The sequence below is a fragment of the Dysgonomonas termitidis genome (genome assembly GCF_042654545.1).
Lineage (GTDB): Bacteria > Bacteroidota > Bacteroidia > Bacteroidales > Dysgonomonadaceae > Dysgonomonas > Dysgonomonas termitidis.
On sequence record NZ_JBHSGN010000089.1, the window covers coordinates 1 to 22,821 of the forward strand.

25 protein-coding genes are annotated in these 22,821 nt (G+C 42.0%); 16 read left to right on the forward strand and 9 right to left on the reverse strand.

Going from position 1 to position 22,821, the window contains the following annotated elements:
* Positions 1-578: 578 nt before the first annotated feature.
* The 8 genes from ACFO6W_RS14975 to ACFO6W_RS15010 all read left to right on the forward strand — a co-directional run bounded on the left by ACFO6W_RS14975 (position 579) and on the right by ACFO6W_RS15010 (position 9,121).
* The gene (locus ACFO6W_RS14975) at positions 579-1,790 is read left to right on the forward strand and encodes a cofactor-independent phosphoglycerate mutase (RefSeq protein ID WP_379997813.1); all 1,212 of its coding nucleotides are present in this window, start codon (positions 579-581) and stop codon (positions 1,788-1,790) included.
* Between the two features lie 120 nt (positions 1,791-1,910).
* On the forward strand, positions 1,911-2,516 hold the full coding sequence (locus ACFO6W_RS14980) for an SIS domain-containing protein (protein WP_379997815.1): 606 nt from the start codon (positions 1,911-1,913) through the stop codon (positions 2,514-2,516).
* Positions 2,517-2,706: 190 nt separating this feature from the next.
* Positions 2,707-3,693, forward strand: coding sequence for a PhoH family protein (locus ACFO6W_RS14985; RefSeq protein ID WP_379997817.1), 987 nt, complete (start codon positions 2,707-2,709; stop codon positions 3,691-3,693).
* A 606-nt stretch (positions 3,694-4,299) separates the two neighbouring features.
* Positions 4,300-5,250: a phosphoribosylaminoimidazolesuccinocarboxamide synthase gene (locus tag ACFO6W_RS14990; RefSeq protein WP_379997819.1), complete on the forward strand. Its 951-nt coding sequence runs from the start codon at positions 4,300-4,302 to the stop codon at positions 5,248-5,250.
* A gap of 95 nt (positions 5,251-5,345) precedes the next feature.
* Entirely contained in the window at positions 5,346-5,912 is a 567-nt protein-coding gene (locus ACFO6W_RS14995; protein ID WP_379997821.1) for a zeta toxin family protein, read from the forward strand.
* 21 nt (positions 5,913-5,933) lie between these two features.
* Positions 5,934-6,671, forward strand: a complete 738-nt coding sequence (gene ubiE, locus ACFO6W_RS15000) for a bifunctional demethylmenaquinone methyltransferase/2-methoxy-6-polyprenyl-1,4-benzoquinol methylase UbiE (protein WP_379997823.1) — start codon at positions 5,934-5,936, stop codon at positions 6,669-6,671.
* 245 nt (positions 6,672-6,916) lie between these two features.
* Positions 6,917-7,720 (forward strand): M48 family metalloprotease, encoded by an 804-nt coding sequence (locus ACFO6W_RS15005; protein ID WP_379997825.1) that lies wholly within the window; start codon positions 6,917-6,919, stop codon positions 7,718-7,720.
* Positions 7,721-7,912: 192 nt separating this feature from the next.
* The gene (locus ACFO6W_RS15010; RefSeq protein ID WP_379997827.1) at positions 7,913-9,121 is read left to right on the forward strand and encodes a vWA domain-containing protein; all 1,209 of its coding nucleotides are present in this window, start codon (positions 7,913-7,915) and stop codon (positions 9,119-9,121) included.
* A gap of 67 nt (positions 9,122-9,188) precedes the next feature.
* Here the strand turns inward: ACFO6W_RS15010 and ffh are convergent, their stop codons facing one another.
* Positions 9,189-10,508, reverse strand: a complete 1,320-nt coding sequence (gene ffh, locus ACFO6W_RS15015) for a signal recognition particle protein (protein ID WP_379997829.1) — start codon at positions 10,506-10,508, stop codon at positions 9,189-9,191.
* Positions 10,509-10,630: 122 nt separating this feature from the next.
* On the reverse strand, positions 10,631-10,756 hold the full coding sequence (locus tag ACFO6W_RS15020; RefSeq protein WP_379997831.1) for a hypothetical protein: 126 nt from the start codon (positions 10,754-10,756) through the stop codon (positions 10,631-10,633).
* 73 nt (positions 10,757-10,829) lie between these two features.
* Between ACFO6W_RS15020 and ACFO6W_RS15025 the strand changes: the two genes are divergently transcribed.
* The 6 genes from ACFO6W_RS15025 (at position 10,830) to bla (ending at position 15,648) form a co-directional block, all read left to right on the forward strand.
* On the forward strand, positions 10,830-11,567 hold the full coding sequence (locus tag ACFO6W_RS15025; RefSeq protein ID WP_379997833.1) for a DUF5131 family protein: 738 nt from the start codon (positions 10,830-10,832) through the stop codon (positions 11,565-11,567).
* Between the two features lie 116 nt (positions 11,568-11,683).
* A complete protein-coding gene (locus ACFO6W_RS15030) occupies positions 11,684-12,259 on the forward strand; it encodes a DUF5063 domain-containing protein (RefSeq protein WP_379997835.1) in 576 nt (191 codons plus the stop codon).
* Positions 12,253-12,840, forward strand: a complete 588-nt coding sequence (locus ACFO6W_RS15035) for a 3'-5' exonuclease (RefSeq protein ID WP_379997837.1) — start codon at positions 12,253-12,255, stop codon at positions 12,838-12,840. The genes ACFO6W_RS15030 and ACFO6W_RS15035 overlap by 7 nt, the downstream gene beginning before the upstream one ends.
* A 109-nt stretch (positions 12,841-12,949) precedes the next feature.
* Positions 12,950-13,873 (forward strand): DnaJ C-terminal domain-containing protein, encoded by a 924-nt coding sequence (locus ACFO6W_RS15040; RefSeq protein ID WP_379997839.1) that lies wholly within the window; start codon positions 12,950-12,952, stop codon positions 13,871-13,873.
* Between the two features lie 18 nt (positions 13,874-13,891).
* Positions 13,892-14,179 (forward strand): chaperone modulator CbpM, encoded by a 288-nt coding sequence (locus tag ACFO6W_RS15045; protein WP_379997841.1) that lies wholly within the window; start codon positions 13,892-13,894, stop codon positions 14,177-14,179.
* Positions 14,180-14,313: 134 nt separating this feature from the next.
* A complete protein-coding gene (gene bla / locus ACFO6W_RS15050) occupies positions 14,314-15,648 on the forward strand; it encodes a class A beta-lactamase, subclass A2 (protein WP_379997843.1) in 1,335 nt (444 codons plus the stop codon).
* An 18-nt stretch (positions 15,649-15,666) separates the two neighbouring features.
* Here the strand turns inward: bla and ACFO6W_RS15055 are convergent, their stop codons facing one another.
* The 4 genes from ACFO6W_RS15055 to ACFO6W_RS15070 all read right to left on the reverse strand — a co-directional run bounded on the left by ACFO6W_RS15055 (position 15,667) and on the right by ACFO6W_RS15070 (position 19,361).
* Positions 15,667-16,542, reverse strand: a complete 876-nt coding sequence (locus ACFO6W_RS15055; RefSeq protein WP_379997845.1) for a 4Fe-4S binding protein — start codon at positions 16,540-16,542, stop codon at positions 15,667-15,669.
* Positions 16,543-16,684: 142 nt separating this feature from the next.
* A complete protein-coding gene (locus ACFO6W_RS15060) occupies positions 16,685-17,557 on the reverse strand; it encodes a LytR/AlgR family response regulator transcription factor (protein ID WP_379997847.1) in 873 nt (290 codons plus the stop codon).
* A 43-nt stretch (positions 17,558-17,600) separates the two neighbouring features.
* A complete protein-coding gene (locus ACFO6W_RS15065; protein WP_379997849.1) occupies positions 17,601-18,302 on the reverse strand; it encodes a LytR/AlgR family response regulator transcription factor in 702 nt (233 codons plus the stop codon).
* A gap of 36 nt (positions 18,303-18,338) precedes the next feature.
* The gene (locus ACFO6W_RS15070; protein WP_379997851.1) at positions 18,339-19,361 is read right to left on the reverse strand and encodes a sensor histidine kinase; all 1,023 of its coding nucleotides are present in this window, start codon (positions 19,359-19,361) and stop codon (positions 18,339-18,341) included.
* 149 nt (positions 19,362-19,510) lie between these two features.
* Between ACFO6W_RS15070 and ACFO6W_RS15075 the strand changes: the two genes are divergently transcribed.
* Positions 19,511-20,413, forward strand: coding sequence for a DUF6268 family outer membrane beta-barrel protein (locus tag ACFO6W_RS15075; RefSeq protein ID WP_379997853.1), 903 nt, complete (start codon positions 19,511-19,513; stop codon positions 20,411-20,413).
* Between the two features lie 32 nt (positions 20,414-20,445).
* Here the strand turns inward: ACFO6W_RS15075 and ACFO6W_RS15080 are convergent, their stop codons facing one another.
* A complete protein-coding gene (locus tag ACFO6W_RS15080) occupies positions 20,446-20,811 on the reverse strand; it encodes a DUF3795 domain-containing protein (protein ID WP_379997855.1) in 366 nt (121 codons plus the stop codon).
* Positions 20,812-20,888: 77 nt separating this feature from the next.
* On the opposite strand from ACFO6W_RS15080, the gene ACFO6W_RS15085 reads away from it, so the two are divergent.
* Positions 20,889-21,368 (forward strand): low molecular weight protein-tyrosine-phosphatase, encoded by a 480-nt coding sequence (locus ACFO6W_RS15085; protein WP_379997857.1) that lies wholly within the window; start codon positions 20,889-20,891, stop codon positions 21,366-21,368.
* On the opposite strand, the gene ACFO6W_RS15090 is transcribed toward ACFO6W_RS15085, so the two are convergent.
* Positions 21,369-22,319, reverse strand: coding sequence for an NAD(P)-dependent oxidoreductase (locus ACFO6W_RS15090; protein WP_379997859.1), 951 nt, complete (start codon positions 22,317-22,319; stop codon positions 21,369-21,371).
* 12 nt (positions 22,320-22,331) lie between these two features.
* Complete coding sequence (locus ACFO6W_RS15095) at positions 22,332-22,754, reverse strand: hypothetical protein (RefSeq protein WP_379997861.1); 423 nt, start codon at positions 22,752-22,754, stop codon at positions 22,332-22,334.
* Positions 22,755-22,821: the final 67 nt, after the last annotated feature.

Below are 22,821 nucleotides of genomic sequence, written 5' to 3' on the forward strand. Positions count from 1 at the left end.
AAATATAAAAAACGTTTTTCCCCGTTTTTCGTTATTAAGAATATGTATCATTATGAAATGGTTTGTTATTAAGGATATCCAGCCCGAAACAAAAGTAAGAAAAAATCCACATATCACATCAATTTAAAAGAACTTAGGGATAAAGGGAAAAATAAGAAAAACGCAACATGGAGCTTACGGTTAAGATCATTTGATAACAAACATATTATTTTTTCCGGTTGCTCTTGCATTACAAGCCTGATTGAAGACGAGTTTTTACTATATCCCCCGCTCGCGCAGACGTCCCGTCTGTGTGTTGCGTAGCAAACATTTTCGCCTTGTCAACAAGATACGGACTCGAAGTCAGCACCAGCGGGGGTTTACTGATGACTGCCAACTGTTTACTGTTAACTGACAAAAGTGTCAGATTTACATACGCTACGCTCCTGTGACCGTTGGTTGTCAGATTTTAACATTCTCCGGTTATAAGAATGATATGCAACAATCGCTCGCCATTGTAAGCTAAATGCAATTATAATTGTTTTTTTGATAAATTATCGTCAATTTTGTATTTTATTGTAAGCAGAATAGACTAAAAAATGAAAACAATCATAATCCTCGCCGATGGTGCGGCCGATGAGCCTATCGCCGCCTTAGGAAATAAAACGCCATTACAAGTGGCTAGGAAACCATATATAGACATGCTTGCCGCCAAAGGCAAAAGCGGTGAACTGGATACTATCCCTCCCGGATTTAAACCTGGTAGTGAAATAGCTAACCTATCGGTACTCGGATATGACGTGCCGAAAGTTTTTGAAGGAAGGGGATCACTCGAAGCCGCCAGTATGGGAGTGGATATTCTGCCGGGAGAAATGGCTATGCGCTGCAACCTGATTTGCATCGAAGACGGTAAAATCAAGAATCATTCGGCAGGGCATATCTCGAATGAAGAAGCGGCAGAGCTTATTCATTTTCTGGATAAAGAACTCAATGACGGTAAAGCAAGTTTCTATCCGGGCGTATCATATCGCCACCTGCTGAAACTTGAAGGAGGAAATAAAAACCTCGATTGCACAGCCCCCCACGATGTTACAGGGACTCCGTTCAAAGACGTTCTGATAAAGCCGGAAACACCTGACGCAAAAGAAACCGCCGATTACCTGAATCAGCTGATCTTAAAGTCACAGGAGTTATTGAAAGACCATCCCGTAAACAAAAAAAGGATCGCTGCAGGTAAAGACCCGGCAAACAGCATCTGGCCATGGTCTCCGGGATACCGTCCGCAGATGCAGACATTACAGGAATTATTCGGAATAAAAAGCGGATCGGTAATTTCCGCGGTAGACCTTATTATGGGTATCGGTGTATATGCAGGTTTGAAACTCATCCATGTAGAAGGGGCCACCGGATTGTGGAATACCAACTATGAAGGAAAAGCGCAGGCAGCCATAGAAGCGTTGAAAAACGATGATTTCGTATATCTTCACATCGAAGCCAGCGATGAAGCCGGGCATGAAGGCGACTATGAACTAAAGACAAAGACGATCGAATTTCTTGACAACCGCGTTGTAAAGCCTATATATGAAGCTACTAAGGACTGGGACGAGCCGGTTACTATCGCCATCCTGCCCGACCACCCTACCCCGTGTGACATAAAGACCCACACAAACAAGCCTATACCGTTCCTTATCTACCGTCCGGACGGGGAAGCAGATGATGTACAGGTATATGATGAGTTCGAATCGCCGAAGGGCGCATACGGGCTGATAAAAGGGAAGGAATTTATGGAAACTTTGTTTAGTGGCAAATAGGGATTTCAGAAGCTGTTAGGATTATCTTCTTTAATATTATGCCTCCGGATTCATGACCGAAACCTTTTTGTATAAAATGAGATAAATGTTATATCTTTGACGTAGCAAAAAATTAAATGCATGAATACTGAAGATATCCGTTCCCTGTTGAGCACCGAAGCGAGTGCGATACTGAATATTCCGGTGAGTGACGCTTATACAAAAGCCATAGACCTTATTGTAGAACAGGTAAACAAGAAGAAAGGCAAACTGGTGACCAGCGGCATGGGAAAAGCCGGGCAAATAGCACAAAATATTGCAACCACATTCAGTTCTACAGGGACACCGTCCGTCTTCCTGCACCCGAGTGAGGCCCAGCATGGCGACTTAGGGATATTGCAGGAAAACGATATCGTTCTGGCTATCTCCAATTCGGGAAAGACACGGGAGATTATCGAACTGATATCTCTTGCAAAAAACCTTATTCAGGATATAAAGTTTATTGTCATCACCAGTGACCCGGATAGCTTACTGGCCCAGAAATCCGATGTCTGCATCCTTACCGGCCGGCCCGGTGAAGTATGCAATCTTGGACTAACCCCGACCACTTCTACCACAGTAATGACCGTAATAGGCGATATACTTGTAGTGGGTACAATGAAAAGAATCGGCTTCTCACCCGCCGATTATGCCAAACGCCACCACGGGGGATATCTGGGCGATAAATCGAGGGAGATGAGCAAATAGTTTTTCTGAATAACTTTTAGATCTTTCAGCCAACAATATCCATCCTTGCATATTATTGGCTGAAAGAATAATTTAATTATGAATGAATAACGAAATATATTATCGAATATCCTTATCTTTGCATACCATTACATACCGCTACCCGACAAAACATAATAAATCACATGGTACATTCTTGATACAGAATTGAATGATAGAACAAATAATTATTTTAGAACATATAGACCCTGTTGTCTTTTTCGGGATAAACAACGCCAATATACAATTATTAAAAACCCTTTTTCCAAAGCTGCGTATCGTAGCGCGTGGCAATGCCATAAAAGCGATCGGTAATGCGGAAGATGTCCCTCTCTTTGAAGAAAAGATAAGGGAACTCGAGAAATATGCGAATGAGCGGAATAAACTGACAGAAGAAGATATAATAGACATTGTAAAAGGAAAATCGCCCAACACAATCAAGCAGGACAACCTCATTATCTACGGGCTGAACGGCAAACCTATCTTTGCCCGTACTCCCAACCAGCAGAATTTTGTAAACAGCTTTTACAAAAACGATATGGTGTTTGGTATCGGACCCGCGGGTTCGGGAAAAACCTATACAGCTATCGCTCTGGCAGTAAAAGCCCTTAAAAATAAAGAGGTGAAAAAGATAATCCTCAGTCGTCCGGCAGTGGAAGCCGGAGAGAAGCTCGGTTTTCTGCCCGGAGATATGAAAGATAAGATAGATCCGTATCTGCAACCTTTGTATGACGCGCTCGAAGATATGATAGCCCCAGCCAAGCTAAAGGATTATATCGAAAATAAGACGATACAGATAGCCCCTTTAGCCTTTATGCGCGGTCGGACCCTCAGCGACGCTATCATCATCCTCGACGAAGCCCAGAATACGACCACGCACCAGATAAAGATGTTCCTCACCCGTTTGGGTATGAACGCCAAAATGATTATCACGGGCGATATTACCCAGATAGACCTTCCGCCGTCCCAGCAGTCGGGGCTAAAACATGCCCTGCGCATACTGAAAGATGTGAAAGGGATAGGCTATATCGAGTTTAACAAGACCGATATTGTCCGTCACAAACTCGTTCAGAGCATTGTGGATGCATACGAAAGAGAGGATAAAAGGGAAAAGCGGGAAGAGATGAAAGCAAAAACCGTAAAAGGTGAAAGAATATAGATTTATTAGAAAAAGAGGGTGTGTCAAAAGGGGAACAGCACTATCAATGTGCTACCCTCTTTGTCATCCTAAGTGTAACGAAGGATCTCAACCCTGAGAAACAAGATATTTGCCTCGCCTTCGCTTCGGCGATTTTGGCTCCGCCGATTTTCAATTCAATTCACTCCGTTCAACATGACAACCAACGGTCACAGGAGCGTAGCGTATGTAAATAGAAAGTAAAAAATACTTTTGACACACCCTCTTTCTTATTAGCAAAGCTCTGTATAAAAACACAAAAAGATTATCAATTAAATTGCAATACTCCCAATCTGATTTATCTATATAAGAAGCAGCCGGCATACTGGAATTTCAGAATGAAAAAGTAAGTAATCAGAAAAAAATTAATGACATATTTAAATGTTTCACAATACTTAGATAAAACACCAGATAAAAAATTGTGCAAAAGTTGTCAGATTTGTCAAGTTTTAGTTTTACTTACACAGCTATCAGCAACTTGGAGGAGCATGCTATTAATTAACATCTTTATTGCTTTTTAAGCAACTTTGGCGTAACTTTGAGCGTACTTTTTTGTTATAAGACTGAACAAATTAGATTTTTAAACAAATGAAGAATACTTTAGTAAGAACAGATTTTAATTTTGCGGGTCAGACAAACGTTTATCATGGCAAAGTGAGGGACGTATATTCAATAGGTAACGATTTACTGGTGATGATCGCTACCGACCGTATTTCAGCATTCGATGTTGTATTACCACAGGGTATTCCCTACAAAGGACAAGTCCTGAACCAAATTGCAGCCAAGTTTCTGGATGCTACTGCCGACATTGTCCCTAACTGGAAGCTGGATACCCCGGACCCTATGGTAACCGTTGGTCTGAGATGCGAACAATATAAGGTGGAAATGGTTATCCGCGGATATCTCACCGGTAGCGCATGGCGCGAATACAAAGCCGGTGCAAGGACGCTTTGCGGAGTGCCGCTACCGGAAGGAATGAAAGAAAATGAAAAATTCCCTACTCCTATCATCACTCCTACTACAAAAGAAGATGTAGGACACGATGAGAATATTTCGAAAGAGGAAATTATCGCTCAGGGACTGGTAAGCAAAGAAGAATACGAGCAACTGGAAAAATATACTTATGCGCTGTTCCAACGTGGAACCGAAATGGCAGCTCAGAAGAACCTGATACTTGTAGATACAAAATACGAGTTCGGGAAAAAAGACGGCACGATTTATCTGATCGACGAAATCCATACACCGGACTCTTCCCGCTATTTCTATGCGGACACTTATCAGGAACTGTTCGACAAAGAGGAAGAACAACGCCAACTGTCGAAAGAATTTGTACGCAAATGGTTAATGGATAACGGATTCCAGGGAAAAGACGGGCAGAAGGTGCCTGAAATGACCGAAGAATACTGCAACTCCGTCTCGGAACGCTACATCGAACTATATGAAAAGATAGTAGGTGAAAAATTTGTAAAGGCGGAAGCTGCCGATGTCGCTATACGCCTTGAAAAGAATATAAACGAATATTTAAAAAAGAGAGATTAAGGCCGTAGGCCTTTTTATTATTCGGGTAAGCAAAACAACAAAAACAAGTTGTGGTCCGAAAGTATATAATTAAATTTATCTATTACTTAGTTTAGATGCCGAATCTCTATATTATATCAGGCTGTAACGGCGCGGGAAAAACAACCGCGTCGTATGCCATGTTCCCCGAAATGCTCGACTGTAAGGAGTTTATCAATGCCGATGAAATAGCCAAAGGCCTCTCCCCTTTTCAGCCCGAGACGGTGGCTATCGATGCAGGCCGCCTTATGATTATGCGCATGAATGAAATGCTGCGCATGCAGGAAGATTTTGCTATAGAGACCACGCTGGCAACTAAATCATACGCTAACTTCATACGCAGGGCGCAGAAGGAAGGCTATTTTGTTACTCTTATCTACTTCTGGCTCGAATCGCCCGAACTGGCTATCAGACGTGTCGAACAACGCGTCCGCTTCGGTGGGCACCATGTAGACGACGATGTAGTCGTAAGGCGCTATTACGCCGGTATGAGAAACCTTTTCTCCATGTTTATCCCCATTGCCGATTACTGGCTTCTGGTGGATAATTCTACAGACCCCTTCCGGATGATCGCAGAAGGTAACAGGACAAAAATCATCGACATTCACGATGAAGATATATTCTACTATCTTAAAAACGTATAAATACAACAATCCTCAACTGAAATGACTTACGACGCCGAGAAAATAGTTCCTTATTCCGACTCCGAAAGCAAAGGGGCTCAAGTAGAACGCATGTTCGACTCTATTGCCGGAAACTACGATATATTGAACCGTACTATGTCGATGGGAATAGATATCAGCTGGCGTAAGAAAGGACTATCCATGCTCAAAAAGCTGAATCCTCAGACCATACTCGATATTGCCACCGGTACCGGCGATCTGGCCATCCAGGCCTATGATACACTGAAGCCGCAATCTATACTCGGCATAGACATATCGGAAGGAATGATAGAGGTTGGCCGGAAAAAAGCCGCTAAAGCAGGACTATCAGATAAAATCAGCTTCGCCAAAGAGGATTGCATGGCGCTGTCTTTTTCCGATAACTCATTTGACGCTGCCATGGTCGCGTTCGGAGTGCGCAACTTCGAGGATCTCGACAAGGGGCTCAAGGAAATATTACGGGTGCTGAAACCGGGAGGACAATTGATGATATTGGAGCTTACTGTTCCCGCGCATTTTCCGATGAAGCAGGGTTACTGGCTATATACAAATCTGTTTATACCCACAATAGGCCGGATTATATCCAAAGATAAAACGGCATACTCTTACCTTCCAAAATCCATACAAGCCTTTATTCAGGGTAAAGATATGATCAACACGCTTTTAAAGAACGGATTCACGGAAGCATCTTATAAAACATACACAATGGGTACATGCTCTATGTATCTGGCTTCTAAATAAGTAAAACTTAATATTAAATAATATTATCTTTTCCCCACAAATTTATCTATACCAGAGAAAGGAGAAGGAAAATATTAAAAGTTTCATTTTTTAAGTTATAGTTCTTCCGTTCGGGAATAATATAATATATTTGCTTTCCGAAAAGGATTGCTTCCCGCAGGGATAACTTTATAAAATACACTAAAGAATATTTATTAATAAAACTACATAAATCGAACTATTTAATAACAAACATTTTAAGAACTATGACTAAAAAACTATTTTTAGCAACAGTATCCGTTGCTGTTATGTGCGCACTATCACTTCCTGCAAATGCCCAATTCGGAAAAGCCTTAAAAAATGCAAGTAAGTCTGTAACAAAAGCTGTAGGCGATGTCGCCGGAGATATGGCTTCTGATATAGTAGCCAATAAGGTATCCGTGAAAATGGTAGAGTTTATGGATAACAACAATACTATTGCCGGGGAGGACTCAGACTATTACAAAAGACTAGCAAGCCTGGTAGCTACAGACTATATTTCTGTAGACGGACTAAGCCTTAACTATAAAGTATATGAAAACCCTGAAGTAAATATCCTTGCCACATCCGACGGAAGTATCCGTATCTATACAGGTATGATGGATATGTTGTCTGATGAAGAGCTTCTGGCTGTCATTTCTACTCAGATAGGGCACATAGCAAACAAGGATGTTCGTGATTCACTATTAAAAGTCGCATCTGAGGATAATGCAACTAAAGCAGGTTCTGCACAATTGGAAAAACTGCTCTCTTTCTCAGGAGACAAAATGGGGACGGTAGTCAACGAACTTATACAGATTCCTTATACTGACGACCAAAACAAGAAAGCAGATGAATATGCATACAATCTATTGACAAAGAACAATGTATCTGCCAATGCTCTAGTATCTGCATTAAACAAATTCGCTGAAATGGAAACTGCCGATCAGGCCGCAGCTGATGATGATACAGCTGAGCTAAGTGCCGCCTCTAAGTTTATCGGAGTTAATTCGAACAATTCACTCCGCGCGTCTCTAATCTCTTCCAAATAAGATTCGTTGACCAGACAGATATACAGGCCTGCAAAGTATGACTTCGCAGGCTTGCTTTTCCTTCTGTAGAATAGTCATAATCCTTTTTCACCAATTAAGAAAGCCTGTTCACCCGTTTTGCCCTGTTTGTATTATCAATGTAGTCTATATTTGCTTTAGAAATAAGTGGTAATTAACATAATACTAAAGCATATGAAAAAGCGACTTTACATTCTATTATCGATACTTCCTGTAAGTATATTCATCTATTGTACATGCGTGGCCTTCCTCAAAAATCCGGGGCGTTCTATCACACCTGCATTACCGGCAAGTGAGCTTCAAGAGAAAGCAGACCGTACAGCCAGACCAAAAATGCAGATAGTATTTCTACTAGATGCCACCGGCAGCATGTCGGGATTGATAGGGGCAGCAAAGGAAAAGATATGGTCCATAACAAGCAGCCTTTCCCAAAGCGAACCGGTTCCCGATATCGAAGTGGGTATGCTCTTTTATCGTGACAGGGGGGATGATTTTATAACCAGAATTATTCCTTTAGGCACTGATATGGACAATCTTTACGAGCAATTGATGGCTATGGATGCATCGGGAGGCGGAGACGGACCCGAAAGTGTGAATCAGGCACTGTATGAAGGTGTGAATAAGATGCAATGGGACAACTTACCTAATACTTACAGAGCTATATTCCTTGTGGGTGATTATCCTCCGCATATGGACTACAGAAACGACGTACATTATCCTGAAACCTGCTCGGAAGCCATAAAGAAAGGGATTGTAATCAATACCATCCTCATGGGGAATGAACCTACTGCCACCCGCATATGGAAAGAGATTGCCTCTGAGACAAAAGGAGAATATGTGCAGACGGATATGAGCGTAAATAACATAGAGGTAAGGACTCCTTATGATGACCGTATCAACTCCCTACAGTACGAACTGGATAAGACCCGGCTCTATTACGGCAAATCATCTGAGTTGACAGAAGTAAAGCAGATGCAGAGCGCAAAAGTAAGCAGGGGTGATGCGGCTATCAATGCAAGACGGGCAGAATATAACCTGTCGGCGGCGAACAAAGACGCTTATTATGGCTCGGAAGAACTGGTCAAAGAAGTAATGTCCGGCAAGGCCCTTACAGAAATCCCTGCTGCAGATTTACCCGACCAAATGAAGAAGATGTCTGCCTCAGAGCGCCAGGCCTATGTAAATGCCCTGATAGAGAAACGCAAGCAACTGGAACAGGAAATAAAAAACCTGAGCAAACAACGCCAGCAGTATATAGAAGCCGAACTATCAAAAATGGATAAAGACAAAGTAGAAAGCTCGTTTGACGATGTCATCTACAAAGCCGTACAAATACAGGCACAGGAAAAAGACATCAAACTGGAAGGGAAAGCTAAACGATAATGTATATACAACAAAAACCCGGCCTGCGATATCACAGGCCGGGTTAAGCTATCTATTTGTAAGGATATTATCTCCTCATCTTAGGCATCTTGCCTCCCTTCATCTGTGTCATCATCTTCATCATCTTACGGGTTTCGTCAAACTGCTTAATCAGCTTATTCACCTCTTGTATAGATGTACCGCTACCTTTGGCAATACGCTGGCGACGGCTTCCGTTCAGGATTTCAGGCTGAGACCTTTCTTTCGGTGTCATGGAGTAGATGATAGCCTCGATACTTTTGAAGGCATCATCATCAATGTCCAGATCCTTGATTGCTTTACCCACCCCCGGAATCATGGAAGCAAGATCTTTCAGGTTACCCATCTTCTTTATCTGCTGTATCTGCCCGATAAAGTCGTTGAAGTCGAACTGGTTCTTTGCAATCTTCTTTTGCAGGCGGCGCGCTTCTTCCTCATCGTATTGCTCCTGTGCCCTTTCCACGAGTGAAACGATGTCACCCATACCGAGGATACGGTCGGCCATACGCTCAGGGTGGAATACATCGAGTGCATCCATCTTCTCGCCTGTACCCACGAATTTGATCGGCTTATCCACTACCGAACGGATAGACAACGCAGCACCACCTCGGGTATCACCATCCAGCTTGGTTAGTACGACTCCGTCGAAGTTGAGCCTGTCGTTAAATTCCCTGGCGGTATTTACAGCATCCTGCCCTGTCATGGAGTCTACTACAAAGAGGATTTCATCAGGTTTCACAGCGTCTTTTACCGCTGTTATCTCCTTCATCATCTCCTCATCTATGGCCAGACGTCCGGCAGTATCTATAATTACAAGGTCATTTCCGTTTTGCTTGGCAAACTTGATCGCATTCTGGGCTATCTGCACCGGATTCTTGTTATCTTCTTCCGAATATACAGGAACTTCTATCTGCGTACCCAATATCTTCAACTGCTCGATAGCAGCAGGACGATAAACGTCTCCGGCTACAAGCAAAGGATTCTTGCCTTTCTTCGATTTCAGCAATTTAGCCAGCTTACCCGAGAAAGTAGTCTTACCCGAACCCTGAAGACCCGACATAAGTATAACAGCCAGGGAACCTTTCAGATTTATATCGGTTGCCGTACCTCCCATCAGGGCGGCCAGTTCGTCATGAACGATCTTCACCATCAACTGTTCTGGCTTCACGGCAGTAAGTACATTCTGTCCTAATGCCTTTTCCTTAACGGTTTCGGTAAACTGCTTAGCTGTTTTGTAGTTAACGTCGGCATCGAGTAATGCGCGGCGTACATCTTTCAGCGTTTCGGCTACATTTATTTCGGTGATCTTACCTTCACCTTTCAGGATCTTAAACGAGCGTTCTAATCTATTACTTAGACTTTCAAACATATTATTGTTGTTATTTATTATCAATGCTATATGGGAGCACAAAGATATAAACTTTTGCTATAAAGTGAAAAACTGATTGTGCTTTTCTCATCATGGATATTATATGTATATGCCAAATGATATCAGAAATCCTTATTTCCCCGCTTTGGTTCCGGCAATCTACGCTTCAATCCGGTTAACAGCAAGCAACTTGTATCGCATATCCTGCCTGCTCCTGTCTCATTTAATAATACATTTAACTTTTTCATTATTTTATTCAAACATTGTATATTTACATTTTATAAAACTCTCTCACTATATAGATAAAGATTTTCATTTCTGATGTCATCACTTTGGAATCCGTGGCATGGCTGCCACAAAATAAGCGCAGGCTGTCTCAATTGCTATATGTATCGTGGTGATGCCAGACGCGGTGTAGACAGCACTATTGTTAAGCAGACCAAGGATTTCGATAAGCCTGTAAAGAGAAAACGAAACGGAGAATATAAAATTCCTCCCGGCGGAGATGTCTTTACCTGCTTCACATCCGACTTCTTCCATGCTGATGCCGATGAATGGCGCCCCCAGGCATGGAGTATGATGCGTGAGCGCAGCGACCTCAACTTTTTGATGATAACCAAGCGAATCGACAGATTACATATAGGCCTGCCCGAAGATTGGGGAGAAGGATACGATAATGTAACCATAGCCTGCACGGTGGAAAATCAGGAAAGGGCCGATTACCGTTTACCTATTTACAAAGAAGCTCCTGTCAAACACAAGATAATCATCTGCGAACCTCTATTGGAAAGGGTTGACCTGAAACCTTATGATATAGGATCATGGGTGGAACATGTCACTGCCGGAGGAGAATCAGGAAAAGATACACGGGCATGTGATTTTGATTGGATAATGGAAATACACGACTTATGTGTAGAAAACAATATCTCTTTTTGGTTCAAACAAACAGGAACGAATTTCATAAAAGACGGGAAATCATATACGATACCCCGCCGGATGCAGCATTCGCAGGCGAGGAAAGCCGGAATAGATTATAAGAAGTATATTGGGAAAAGATAAAATTTAAAATATCTTTTCCTTTCGCTAGTTAACAAATAATCGCCTAAATTTGTTATTTATAAAAAACAGAGAAAAATCCGTGCGTTAAAATGTACCGGAGAAAAAAAGGAACAACAATGACAGATCAACTAAAAGAAATTGTATATTCGAAAGATGCGATTGAATTCGTAACAGTAGCCGTGCAATATTGCGCTTTTCTGGAAAATTTCGATGAAATCACGGAAACCGAACTGACCGATAAACTGACAAAGCTCCTTCCTCTGCTATATCTGAAGGCAACCCTCGTACCGGAAACGGATACGGTAAATGATGAAGAGCAGGAGATAACAGTTACGGAAGACATATACAATTTCATCACTTCCAAATTATACAACGTATACGTAAACAACGATACGTACCTCGAAGTATTCCTTCAGGATATGAAATACAGTGAAACGCCTATATCGGCGAGTATAAGTGAGGACCTTGCGGACATCTATCAGGATACAAAGAACTTTATCACCATATTCGAACGGGGTATTACCGAAAATATGAATGACGCCCTCTATGTATGTATGGAAAACTTCAAAACATACTGGGGACAAAAGCTTGTGAACGTATTACGGGCATTGCATTCGATAAAATACCCGACAGAACCGGATATACTCGGAGACGAAGACCTTGAACAGACTGATAGTGAAGAATTATGGTAAAAACAATTTCAAAAGAAGAATTATCCGTAATGCCAATGGAAAAATTCGAAGGGCGGATAATTGTTGTACAAAGTGAAAGTGAGGCTGAGAAAGCCGCTGCTTATCTCAAAAAACAAACGGCTATCGGATTCGATACTGAGACCCGGCCGGCTTTCCGTAAAGGTGTATCCCATCAGATTGCACTGATGCAATTATCCACAGATGACACCTGCTTTCTTTTTCGTCTGAATATAATAGGGTTACCTGATTGTTTGGCAGAAATTCTGGTAAATCCGGCAATAAAAAAAATAGGGCTCTCTTTAAAAGACGATTTTTCAGCCATTCATAAACGGAATGCAGCTTTCGTCCCATCCAATTTCATTGAACTCCAGTCTTTTGTGAAAAGTTATGGCATCGAAGACAATGGTTTACAACGTATTTATGGCATACTTTTTGAAAAAAGGATATCGAAAGGCCAGCGCCTGTCAAACTGGGAGGCGGATGTGTTATCCGATGCACAGAAAATGTATGCTGCCATTGATGCATGGGCTTGCCTTAGAATATATAATGAGTTGAAAGTAAGGGAAAAAATAGTCCCCTGATCCCCCCAAGCGGGAGTTACAGAGAGACTAAGAGATAAAATGAAGAGTCGAGGATTGCTTTTCCCAATCTTTGAATAATGAAATTTTTAAATCTTGAAATTAATCACATATGGCATTCATAGATTATTATAGCATATTGGGTGTATCTAAAGCAGCCAGTGCGGACGATATCAAGAAATCATACCGCAAACTGGCCAGAAAGTATCATCCTGATATCAACCCAAATGATGAAGAAGCGAAAAAGAAGTTCCAGCAGATAAACGAAGCTAACGAAGTGCTTTCCGATCCCGAAAAGCGGAAGAAATATGATGAATACGGCGAAAACTGGAAGCACGCCGAAGAATACGAAAAAGCCCGTCAGCAGCAATCTCAAAATGGTGGTTTTGCCGACTATGGCAGCTTTGGCGGTTTCGGGGGAGGTTCGTATAGTTTCGGAGGAGAGGATGAAGGGGGATTTTCCGATTTCTTCGAATCGCTGTTTGGAGGACGAAGATCTTCGTCGGGTAGCAGCCGTCAAAGCAGAGGGTATAGAGGACAAGACTATACTTCGGAACTGCATTTAAGCCTGCGCGATGCATCTGAAACCCATAAACGCACACTCACTTTGGATGGTAAAAACCTGCGCATAACCATTCCTGCCGGAGTTTCCGACGGGCAGGTAATAAAACTTACCGGACAAGGAGCAACTGGTAAAAACGGCGGGCCGAATGGCGACCTGTATATTACATTTGTTATAGAAGAAGATCCTAAATTTAAACGGGTAGGGAACGATTTATATACTAATGCCAACCTGAACCTGTACACAGCTGTTCTTGGCGGAGAAGAGACCGTAGACACCTTTACCGGAAAAGTAAAACTGAAAGTAGCGGCAGGGACTCAGAATGGAACAAAAGTAAGATTGAAAGGCAAAGGATTTCCTGTGTACAAAAAAGACGGACAGTTTGGAGACCTTATTATAACATACTCGATAGAGATACCCGTCAGTCTGAATAAAGAACAAAAGGAATTGTTCGAAAAGTTAGCGAAGTCTTAACCCTAAAGTATCAACGTTATGACATCAGAATTAATCATCATACAGGAGTATTGCATACAAAATCAGGTGGAACCCGACTTTATCGTACAACTCGAAAACGAAGGGCTTATACAGGTCAGTATTGTCGGGGATGAGCGCTACATACATATCTCCCAGCTGAAATACCTCGACCAGTATGTGCGGTGGTATTACGACCTTTCTATCAACGTGGCGGGTATAGATGTTATCCGGAACCTGCTGGATAAGATAGATGACATGCAGGAAGAAATACACCGCTTGAAAGAGCAGCTAAGGCTAATCGACTGATATATGGAACATCTGCGTCTACTTAAGTGTTAAACCTTATCTAAAATCAAAGTGAAATCAAGCATCATATATATTACACTAAGTATCTTATCCTTAACCAGTAATGCATAACACACAACAAAATATGAATAAAAATGAAAGTATTTAAAATTATTTCTATTCTGTATATCGTATCCATATCAGCATTCAGTCAAAATAAAGATAAGGATGTTACAATATATAAAAATGTTGATCCGCGTATCTCAACTAAAGAATTCCGTTTTGAGAATAAAAGTCCACAATTAATTTTTAATCTATCGAGAGCGTGGGCAATACATTCAAACGGTGATTCTATAAAAATAACCAGGCCCGATAGAATAGAATTTAAGGAACTGTCTGTAATAGACGCTAAAGCTGAATATAAGCAAGGTATGCTGACTATAAAAGAATACAAGAAACATCCTGTCATTATTACATATGATATCATATTGTCTTTCAATGGTAAATTAGTCACTATGCAGTTTAAAAATATCATAGCTCAAAAGAAAAACATACCTATCGGATATATCAGCCATTTCACACTTCAAAAAAGTCAAGAATATTATAAATTAATTCATGAACCGACGGAAGTAAGCATGTTTGCAACCCCAACTCATACTTTTTCCCAAAATGATGGACTAAGAAATGATATAGAAAAAATTATCAGGGGCAAACGGGCTACTGTCGGAGTTGCATTGATTGTCGATGGAAAAGACACACTGACAGTCAATAACGGATTCCATTATCCGACACAAAGCACTTACAAATTCCATTTGGCACTGGCAGTACTCGACTATCTGGATAAGAACAACCTATCGCTCGACCATAAGATATTTATTCCTAAAACCGAGCTTCTACCCGGAACCTATAGTCCTCTGAGAGACGATTATCCCGATGGAAACATCGAATTACCGGTTAGCGAAATCTTAAAATATACAGTTTCCCAGAGCGATAACAACGGATGTGATATCCTGTTCCGCTTTGTGGGTGGTACCTCCGCAGTAAACCGGTATATAATGAACCTTGGATTTTCCGATTTTGCCATTGCCGCCACTGAAGAAGAGATGCATGGCCCGTGGGAAGTACAATATACCAACTGGAGTACTCCTCTTACAGCTGCACGGGTATTGGAAAAATTCAGGACAGGCAATATACTTCCTCAGCATTTCCACGACTTTCTGTGGAATGCCATGGTGGATACTGCAACCGGACCGAAGAAGATCAAAGGCCTGCTCCCTCCGGGAACGATCGTCGCTCATAAGACAGGCTCATCTTTCCGGAATGCCGAGGGGTTGAAAGCCGCGGAAAATGATATTGCAATCATCCGGTTACCCGATGGCCGTTATTATTCACTTGCCGTTTTTGTCGCCGATTCGATGGAAGACGATGCCACGAATATGCGGATGATAGCAGAAATATCGAAGGCTGTATATGATTCCCTTACAAAATAGGCGTGAGAAGCAGCGGATTTATCTGATGGCGCCCTGCGGACATATATCCGCGCATTTCCGGCACAGGATACATTCACCTGAACTTATCTTCTTCCCTTTCGATATGTAATTTACTACATCTACGTCCATCGGACAATTACGGTTGCAGGAACCGCAAGAGGTGCACTCGTTTCCGGAAGGGCTTACCCTTATCAAAGCGATGCTTGTCTGTGCTTTCATAACCAGTGACACCGGACAGGCGATTTTGCAAAAGGCGCGTTTCTTCCTGAATTTGAAAGCAAGGATAACAGCGACAAGATAGTAAAGGCCATTGCCTGCAAGGAACCAGATCAGAGCCCCGGGTTTTCCCCCTTGCACAATACCTCCATCTTCATTTATATGATTCGTCTGCCAATCGTAACCCAGCAGAATAAAAGCTACAGGGATCAATATAGAAACAATAAATACCGGATAGCGCATGCGGGTATATTTGACCGGAATCTTAGAGTTTTCTTTTATCGGCAGCCATTCCAGGATAGCGGCTGTCCAGCAGGCCCATCCACAGAAACCACGCCCCCAGATCAACGGCCCGATAATCTTGGCAATGGTATAATGTACCAGTACCCGGGTAAATAGTCCGGTGGAAATAAATAATAATATATAAAACACATTCTCTTCCAGTTGTAGATTCTCCCGTTGCATAACTCCCAGGAAGAGAAGAAACACCGGTGAAATCATTAAAATAGTGATACGGCGCCCCAGATCTTTTTTCTTCCCCTCCAGCTGGGACGCAACCAGCGAACCGATTGTAATCCAGCCGCCAATCCAGGGGAAAATGATGCGGAAGCCCCACCAGCCTAAAGAGAATCCGAGTAAAAGCCCGATAAGTAAAGGAACAAAATGTTTGAATTTCATACGTTAAATTATTAATAGATTAATAGAGGCAAATATAGACTGTATAGAAACAGTTTCAAAAGTTCTGTGACAGACAGCTATAAATGTGACAAACAGCAAAGTTTGCCCCTTATAAGCCGGTTATAATAAAATATGAACTTATTTATCCCGCAATACGGGTACGGATGAGTTTTGTGTAGCTGCGCGACACTGGTATTTCCTCTTTTGTATATTTCAGTTTTAACTGAAATCCTAACGAATTTCCTGTGACTGAAACAACTTGTGCTATATTCACCATAAAAGCCCGGTGGCAGCGTACGATGTCAGGGTAAGATTGCAGGTCGGTTTCTATCTGACTGATGGTAGCCCTGAGTTGCTTTTGTTTTATAATATCGTTTTCCTGATAATAAAATGTAGTATAGTTCCCCGATGACTCGATGTAAAGGAGTGTTCCGGGGTTAAAGCTAAGGGAGTCTTTTGTAGTGCCACTCAATGTAATTATGCCGGAATTAGCCGGCAAAGCCTGTTGACTGGCAACCAAACGTTCGAGCAGCCTGTTGTTACTCTCTTTTGCCTCGCGCAGGTTCCGTTTCAGTGCATTATTCTGTATAAAGAATGAAATGACAATAGCAGGAACTAACCCTACCATAAATGTAGCGACCACATAGAAGGTAAAAACAGATAGGAGAACCTCTGGTTCCCTATGCCTGATAGAAATATCAAACAGAAAATTACCAATACTAATAGTCAGGATTATAATCAGTTTATTCAGTGTATTCTTCCAGGTAGTCCAACAGGCAGGGTCATAAAGTTTCCTGAATATTGCAGGGAACACATAAGTTACGATCGAAGTACATGCTGCCGTCACCAGAGAATATCCTCCTATTATCAACCATTTATTAAATTCACCTTGCAGATGGAATGGCTCGAACAGAGCGAGTAGCAGAAAGACAGCAATGAATGCAACGACAACAGTCTGCCACGGCTTTTCACTGACTGGATACGGTTGCTTTAAATATCTGATTATTCTATCCATTTGTACTCTATAAAGGATAGCAAAGATATATATTATCCCGTTATTATTTACTTATCAGGTTCTTATATACGACCGTATTCAGAAGTTCGTCTTTTCGTTGCCTCGATATAGGCAATTCCCTGTTATCGACAAAAATCCGCCCGCCGTTTATCATCTCAATGTGAGCAATATTTACCAGAAAAGACTTGTGTATTCTGAAAAAAGAATCTTTCGGGAGCATGTCCTCGAGTGAAGTCATCGTCTGGTGGATAATAAGCGTTTTATCGTTGAAATGGAGTTTCAGGTAGTTTTGCATGCTCTCCACATATAATATATCAGTCCATGCAATCTTTACAAAAGAATCCCCCTGCCGGACATACACACTGGTATTCTCGTTATACACATGGCTTTTCAGTTCAAATGCTTCCTTTGCTTTCAGCGCCGCCTGAAAAAAACGCTTGAAGGTGATAGGTTTCAATAAGTAATCGACTACCTGTAGGCGAAACCCTTCCAGCGCATATTCAGAATACGCTGTAGCAAGTATCGTTAACGGCTTATTTTCCAAGGTTTCTAAGAATTCAAGCCCGGTAAGATGGGGCATCTGGATATCCAGAAATATAAGATCTATATCTTTCTTTTTCAATATTTCCGCTGCTTCTATTGCAGAAGAACACACTCCGCTGACCTCCAGAAAGTCGAGTTTCTCTATGTAATCTATAATTCCTCCCCGTGCTATAGGTTCGTCGTCCACTACCAGACATTTCATATCAGCGAATAGTTTTTAGGTTTTATTTGTATAACCTTATAACGTAATATTTAGCCGGATAATATAAACCTGCTCATTTTCTTCTATAAATAAACTGTGTCTGTCCGGATATAGAATCTCAAGCCGCTCTCTCGCATTGATTAAACCCAGGCCTGATGCATTATTCTTTTTTATCCGCCGTAACGGTTTCGAGTTTACCACCTCCATAAATAATGAAGCCCCTTTTTGCCTGACAATGACATTTACGAATCCTGTTTCGGATATGGAACGGGAGACATGCTTAAATGCATTTTCTATAAAAGTAAAAAAGAGCAATGGCTGTATGTCTCTATCACCATTTTCTATCTGCCATGTACAATCCACACTCAATTCTTTTCCCCACCTCGTTTTTTCTACTTCGATCATATCTTTCAGAAACTGTATTTCCTGACTCAACGGCACCAGCTCTTCTTTACCATTATAAAGCTGGTAGCGGAGTATCTCAGAATATTTGACCAAGAGTTCCGAAGCCCTGTCCACATCTTTCTGCATCAGTATATAAATATGATTTAATACATTGAACATAAAATGAGGATTTATCTGTTGCTGAAGCACCTGTAATTGGGTTTTCAAATGTATTTGCCGAAGCTTGTTATGTTCATAATAGAATCTGATACCGCAAAACCCAAGATTGATAATAAAGATGGCGGGTAAGGCCATTATATACTCAATAACAACATGGTAATGCGTCCTCACAAGTTCCGAAGGCTTAAAAACGCCTGCTTCTTCCAGTTTTTCGAATATGATAAAAATCGCCAGATGAATCATTCCGGTCACTAGCATGATTACAATAAAGTGAACGACAAAACAGCGCATCTTTTTATTCCTGATCGCCTCGGGTAAGAGACTATTACTTAAATAGGACGTTATAAGGCAGGTAGGCAGGAATAAGCTAAAACAAAACAGGATAGCCTCTATAAAAGAAACCTGGTTCATATACTGAAAAAGGAATAATGCGGCCAGCATTAACCAGATCAGGGCAACAAAGGATATATAAGCTTTAGTGTGGCAATTTTTCATTTTACAAATATAACTGATTAGGAGAGAAGAAATTTACCGTTCATCATAAGCAACATGCCATTCGTCAAATACATTATCAATAAAGACTTTCCATATATAATATTTGCATAAACAAATCGTCTTAGGCATATAAAGTAATTGATACATCTATGAAATCCGTACTTATTCTCCTGCTAATAACAACTGTAAATATCGGAACAAACGCCCAGGCATTTTTAAAGGCCGAATACATTGGTTCTTCCAGCTATGAGGATATAGATAATAGCAAAACCGGAGGAAAAGGTGATGCAAAAGTAATATCGGGAGGTATACGAATACCCTTCTCGCTGAAGATGGATGAAAACAACCGGCCCACTACGTGGGGCATGACCATAGGTGGCTCATACACTTCGTTCACTAATAAGAATATACCTACAGACCTTTGTCCATCCGAAATGCTCAATGCCCAGATATCCCTGCTGCATATGAGACCTGTCAGCAAAAACTGGTCGCTCCTTGCTTCGCTCGGAGCGGGCGCATACACAGCCCATGCCGATATATCAAGGATCAAGATGAAGAATATCCTGGCACACGGCGGCGCCATCTTCATCTGGCATCTGAAAGATAACCTGGATATAGGCGGCGGATTAGCCCTAAATAACTCCTTCGGATATCCGATGGCATTCCCCGCACTCTATCTCGACTGGAGACTGGGAGGCCGCTACGAGGTCAAGGTTTCCATGATGAATGCCGTGGAAATTTCGGCAGGTATGCAGGTCCATGAAAATATCAAACTCGGTATAATCGGCGAGATGAATGGTTCGATGGTTCTGGAAGAAGTGAACGGTGAAGACATGATGTTCACGCACCAATATATGGTGGCAGGATTCCGCCCCGAATTTACCTTTGGTAAATCATTGTCCCTATCTCTTACGGCCGGCGTGTCGGCAATCCGTCCGGCATACTATACAAAAAGAACCCTCAAATCCTTTTTCAAAGCAATGGACAGGGAGCATGACCCGGAGTTTAAAGCCGCTCCTTATGCCTCTTTAGCATTGGCATACAAATTCTGATTAATCCGCAGCAAATGAAAATCATAACCAGCTTACTTACTATCATCCAGCTTATTATTAAAATAATTCAAAAATGCCTGTTCTCCTACTTCTTTCAATAACTTCTGATTTTCGATGAAGTCCTGCCCGTATTTCAGCCAGCGTTTGGCAAAGCCTTTGAATTTAGAACAGGGAAATGTCCTGCATTCGTAGCAATGTACTATTCCTCTCGACTGGCAACAAAGGTGAAATGTCTTACAATTCTCACATCTGATTTTGTTAATACCGGCACCCGGGCAGGGCTTTTTATCCCTTACATACACGGGGCATCCTCCACAGAATACGCCACAGGCAGGAACTCTGCCCGAATAATATTCAGGAGTGACTATCTCGGATTTTTCCTGTTTGTGTTTGTCCATTATATCAATCGGTTAGTTTAAGATGTAACTAAGATAAGGATTTTGTATCTTTGCCATTCTCAAATTAAGAAAGTCTTATGAAAGAATATAATATACTCTTTGTCTGTCTCGGAAATATCTGCCGCTCTCCCGCCGCCGAAGGTATCCTCAAAAGAATGGTCAGGGAACACGGACTGCAAGATAAAATATCTGTCGATTCGGCAGGGACATCAGGCTACCACGATGGCGACCTGCCCGACCACCGGATGAGACAGCACGGTGCACGCAGGGGCTATAAGTTCGATTCACTGTCGCGCAGGTTTACAAGCCGCGATTTTGACCGGTCTGATGTCATACTGGCTATGGACGACAGCAACTACCATAACATCATGCGCCTTGCTCCTGATTTGGAATCGGAAAAGAAAGTGTACCGAATGGCAGATTTTTCGAAACGATTCGGCCACGACCATATCCCCGACCCCTATTATTCGGGTGCCGATGGCTTCGAACTAGTTCTCGATCTACTGGAAGACGCATGTGAAGGATTACTGGATAAACTGAAGAAAAATGAACTGTAATTAGTTCACCCTGTCTATCTCCCCTCCTTCAAAAAAGTTGATTATATTCTTTGCTACTTCCTGTTCCATATCGAGGCGGGCGGCATATGTTTTTGTTCCGGCATGAGGGGAAAGCACTACATTATCCAACCCGATAAGTTCCTGCGGGATTTTCGGCTCGTTCTCGTACACATCCAGTCCGGCAGCATATATTTCCCCCTCCTGTAAGGCCTTAGCCAGAGCCTGAGCATCTACCAGCTGCCCGCGGGCAGTATTGATAAGGATAGCCGTTTTTTTCATCCTGTTCAATTCCGGTTCTCCTATCAGGTGGTATGTTTCGGCTGTTGCAGGCGCATTCAGCGATACAATATCAGATTCTCGGAGCAATGTATCGAAATCTACATACACCGCGCCGTATTTCTCTTCCACCTCCTTAGGCAAGGCATGCCTGTTGTGATAGATAATTTTCATACCCGAAGCCACTGCGCGACGGGCTATCGCCTGCCCGATACGTCCCATACCGTATATGCCGAGCGTCTGCCCATAGACAGGCATGCCCAGATCGCCATACAGACTCCAGTCAAGACGCACTCCATTATGCAGCTTATGACTGTAATAGGCTACCTTACGTGCGGTTGCCATTATCATGGCAAAGCATAGTTCCGCGGTCGGTTCCAGTACCGATTGGGGGGTGTTTGTCACCGTAATGCCTTTTGCGGCTGCGTAAGCGGTATCTATATTGTTGTATCCCACGCCATAATTGGCTATCAGTTGCAGTTTTTTGCCTGCATTTATCATTTCCTCATCGGTCTGGAATGAGAAATTAGGGACGAAAGCATCCGCATCTGCTATCTGTTCCAGTATTTCTGCCCTCGTAAACAATTGTTTTTCGGGATATACAACGTCATACTTTCCTTCAAGGGAAGCAAATCCTTCTCTTACGAAATTATGTCCCATCAATATCTTTTTCATACTGTTACCTTTTTATAAGATTCCTTTATCTATGAGCATTTCCCGTACTTTCACCCAATCTACATAGGGCCTGTCGGCCCCGGGGTCATTAGTAATCAGCGGACAACCCAGATTGGCATCGTCTATATAGAGATGCCCGTAAGCTTTTGGCGAAGAAGTCCAGAATCGCTGTGTAGGATTTTTCTGTATGCCGTATAACGGGATATTATTATCGGCAAACCATTGTACAGCTTCGGTCAGTACATTTTCTTCCACCACGACTTCCTGTCCGTCTATTTTCTTTTTTTTCTTACGGTCGCTCCGCATCGAAAAAAGGATTAGTTTGTGACCTTTTTCCGTCAGTTCTTTCAGGACAGGCACTGCTCCTATATCTTTCCCTATTTTGGGAAATTCGTGCGATACGCATGTACCGTCAAAATCCAGACATATATCCATAATTGTATTTCCAGTTAAAATCCAAACAAATTGGATGATTATTTTTAATTAATTTCAGTTTTATATC

Excerpts from the sequence above, each read along its gene's own strand:
- ACFO6W_RS14975 (WP_379997813.1), top strand. The coding sequence starts at position 579 with ATGAAAACAATCATAATCCTCGCCGATGGTGCGGCCGATGAGCCTATC.
- ACFO6W_RS14980 (WP_379997815.1), top strand. The coding sequence starts at position 1,911 with ATGAATACTGAAGATATCCGTTCCCTGTTGAGCACCGAAGCGAGTGCG.
- ACFO6W_RS14985 (WP_379997817.1), top strand. The coding sequence starts at position 2,707 with ATGATAGAACAAATAATTATTTTAGAACATATAGACCCTGTTGTCTTT.
- ACFO6W_RS14990 (WP_379997819.1), top strand. The coding sequence starts at position 4,300 with ATGAAGAATACTTTAGTAAGAACAGATTTTAATTTTGCGGGTCAGACA.
- ACFO6W_RS14995 (WP_379997821.1), top strand. The coding sequence starts at position 5,346 with ATGCCGAATCTCTATATTATATCAGGCTGTAACGGCGCGGGAAAAACA.
- ubiE (WP_379997823.1), top strand. The coding sequence starts at position 5,934 with ATGACTTACGACGCCGAGAAAATAGTTCCTTATTCCGACTCCGAAAGC.
- ACFO6W_RS15005 (WP_379997825.1), top strand. The coding sequence starts at position 6,917 with ATGACTAAAAAACTATTTTTAGCAACAGTATCCGTTGCTGTTATGTGC.
- ACFO6W_RS15010 (WP_379997827.1), top strand. The coding sequence starts at position 7,913 with ATGAAAAAGCGACTTTACATTCTATTATCGATACTTCCTGTAAGTATA.
- ffh (WP_379997829.1), bottom strand. The coding sequence starts at position 10,508 with ATGTTTGAAAGTCTAAGTAATAGATTAGAACGCTCGTTTAAGATCCTG.
- ACFO6W_RS15020 (WP_379997831.1), bottom strand. The coding sequence starts at position 10,756 with ATGAAAAAGTTAAATGTATTATTAAATGAGACAGGAGCAGGCAGGATA.
- ACFO6W_RS15025 (WP_379997833.1), top strand. The coding sequence starts at position 10,830 with ATGTCATCACTTTGGAATCCGTGGCATGGCTGCCACAAAATAAGCGCA.
- ACFO6W_RS15030 (WP_379997835.1), top strand. The coding sequence starts at position 11,684 with ATGACAGATCAACTAAAAGAAATTGTATATTCGAAAGATGCGATTGAA.
- ACFO6W_RS15035 (WP_379997837.1), top strand. The coding sequence starts at position 12,253 with ATGGTAAAAACAATTTCAAAAGAAGAATTATCCGTAATGCCAATGGAA.
- ACFO6W_RS15040 (WP_379997839.1), top strand. The coding sequence starts at position 12,950 with ATGGCATTCATAGATTATTATAGCATATTGGGTGTATCTAAAGCAGCC.
- ACFO6W_RS15045 (WP_379997841.1), top strand. The coding sequence starts at position 13,892 with ATGACATCAGAATTAATCATCATACAGGAGTATTGCATACAAAATCAG.
- bla (WP_379997843.1), top strand. The coding sequence starts at position 14,314 with ATGAAAGTATTTAAAATTATTTCTATTCTGTATATCGTATCCATATCA.
- ACFO6W_RS15055 (WP_379997845.1), bottom strand. The coding sequence starts at position 16,542 with ATGAAATTCAAACATTTTGTTCCTTTACTTATCGGGCTTTTACTCGGA.
- ACFO6W_RS15060 (WP_379997847.1), bottom strand. The coding sequence starts at position 17,557 with ATGGATAGAATAATCAGATATTTAAAGCAACCGTATCCAGTCAGTGAA.
- ACFO6W_RS15065 (WP_379997849.1), bottom strand. The coding sequence starts at position 18,302 with ATGAAATGTCTGGTAGTGGACGACGAACCTATAGCACGGGGAGGAATT.
- ACFO6W_RS15070 (WP_379997851.1), bottom strand. The coding sequence starts at position 19,361 with ATGAAAAATTGCCACACTAAAGCTTATATATCCTTTGTTGCCCTGATC.
- ACFO6W_RS15075 (WP_379997853.1), top strand. The coding sequence starts at position 19,511 with ATGAAATCCGTACTTATTCTCCTGCTAATAACAACTGTAAATATCGGA.
- ACFO6W_RS15080 (WP_379997855.1), bottom strand. The coding sequence starts at position 20,811 with ATGGACAAACACAAACAGGAAAAATCCGAGATAGTCACTCCTGAATAT.
- ACFO6W_RS15085 (WP_379997857.1), top strand. The coding sequence starts at position 20,889 with ATGAAAGAATATAATATACTCTTTGTCTGTCTCGGAAATATCTGCCGC.
- ACFO6W_RS15090 (WP_379997859.1), bottom strand. The coding sequence starts at position 22,319 with ATGAAAAAGATATTGATGGGACATAATTTCGTAAGAGAAGGATTTGCT.
- ACFO6W_RS15095 (WP_379997861.1), bottom strand. The coding sequence starts at position 22,754 with ATGGATATATGTCTGGATTTTGACGGTACATGCGTATCGCACGAATTT.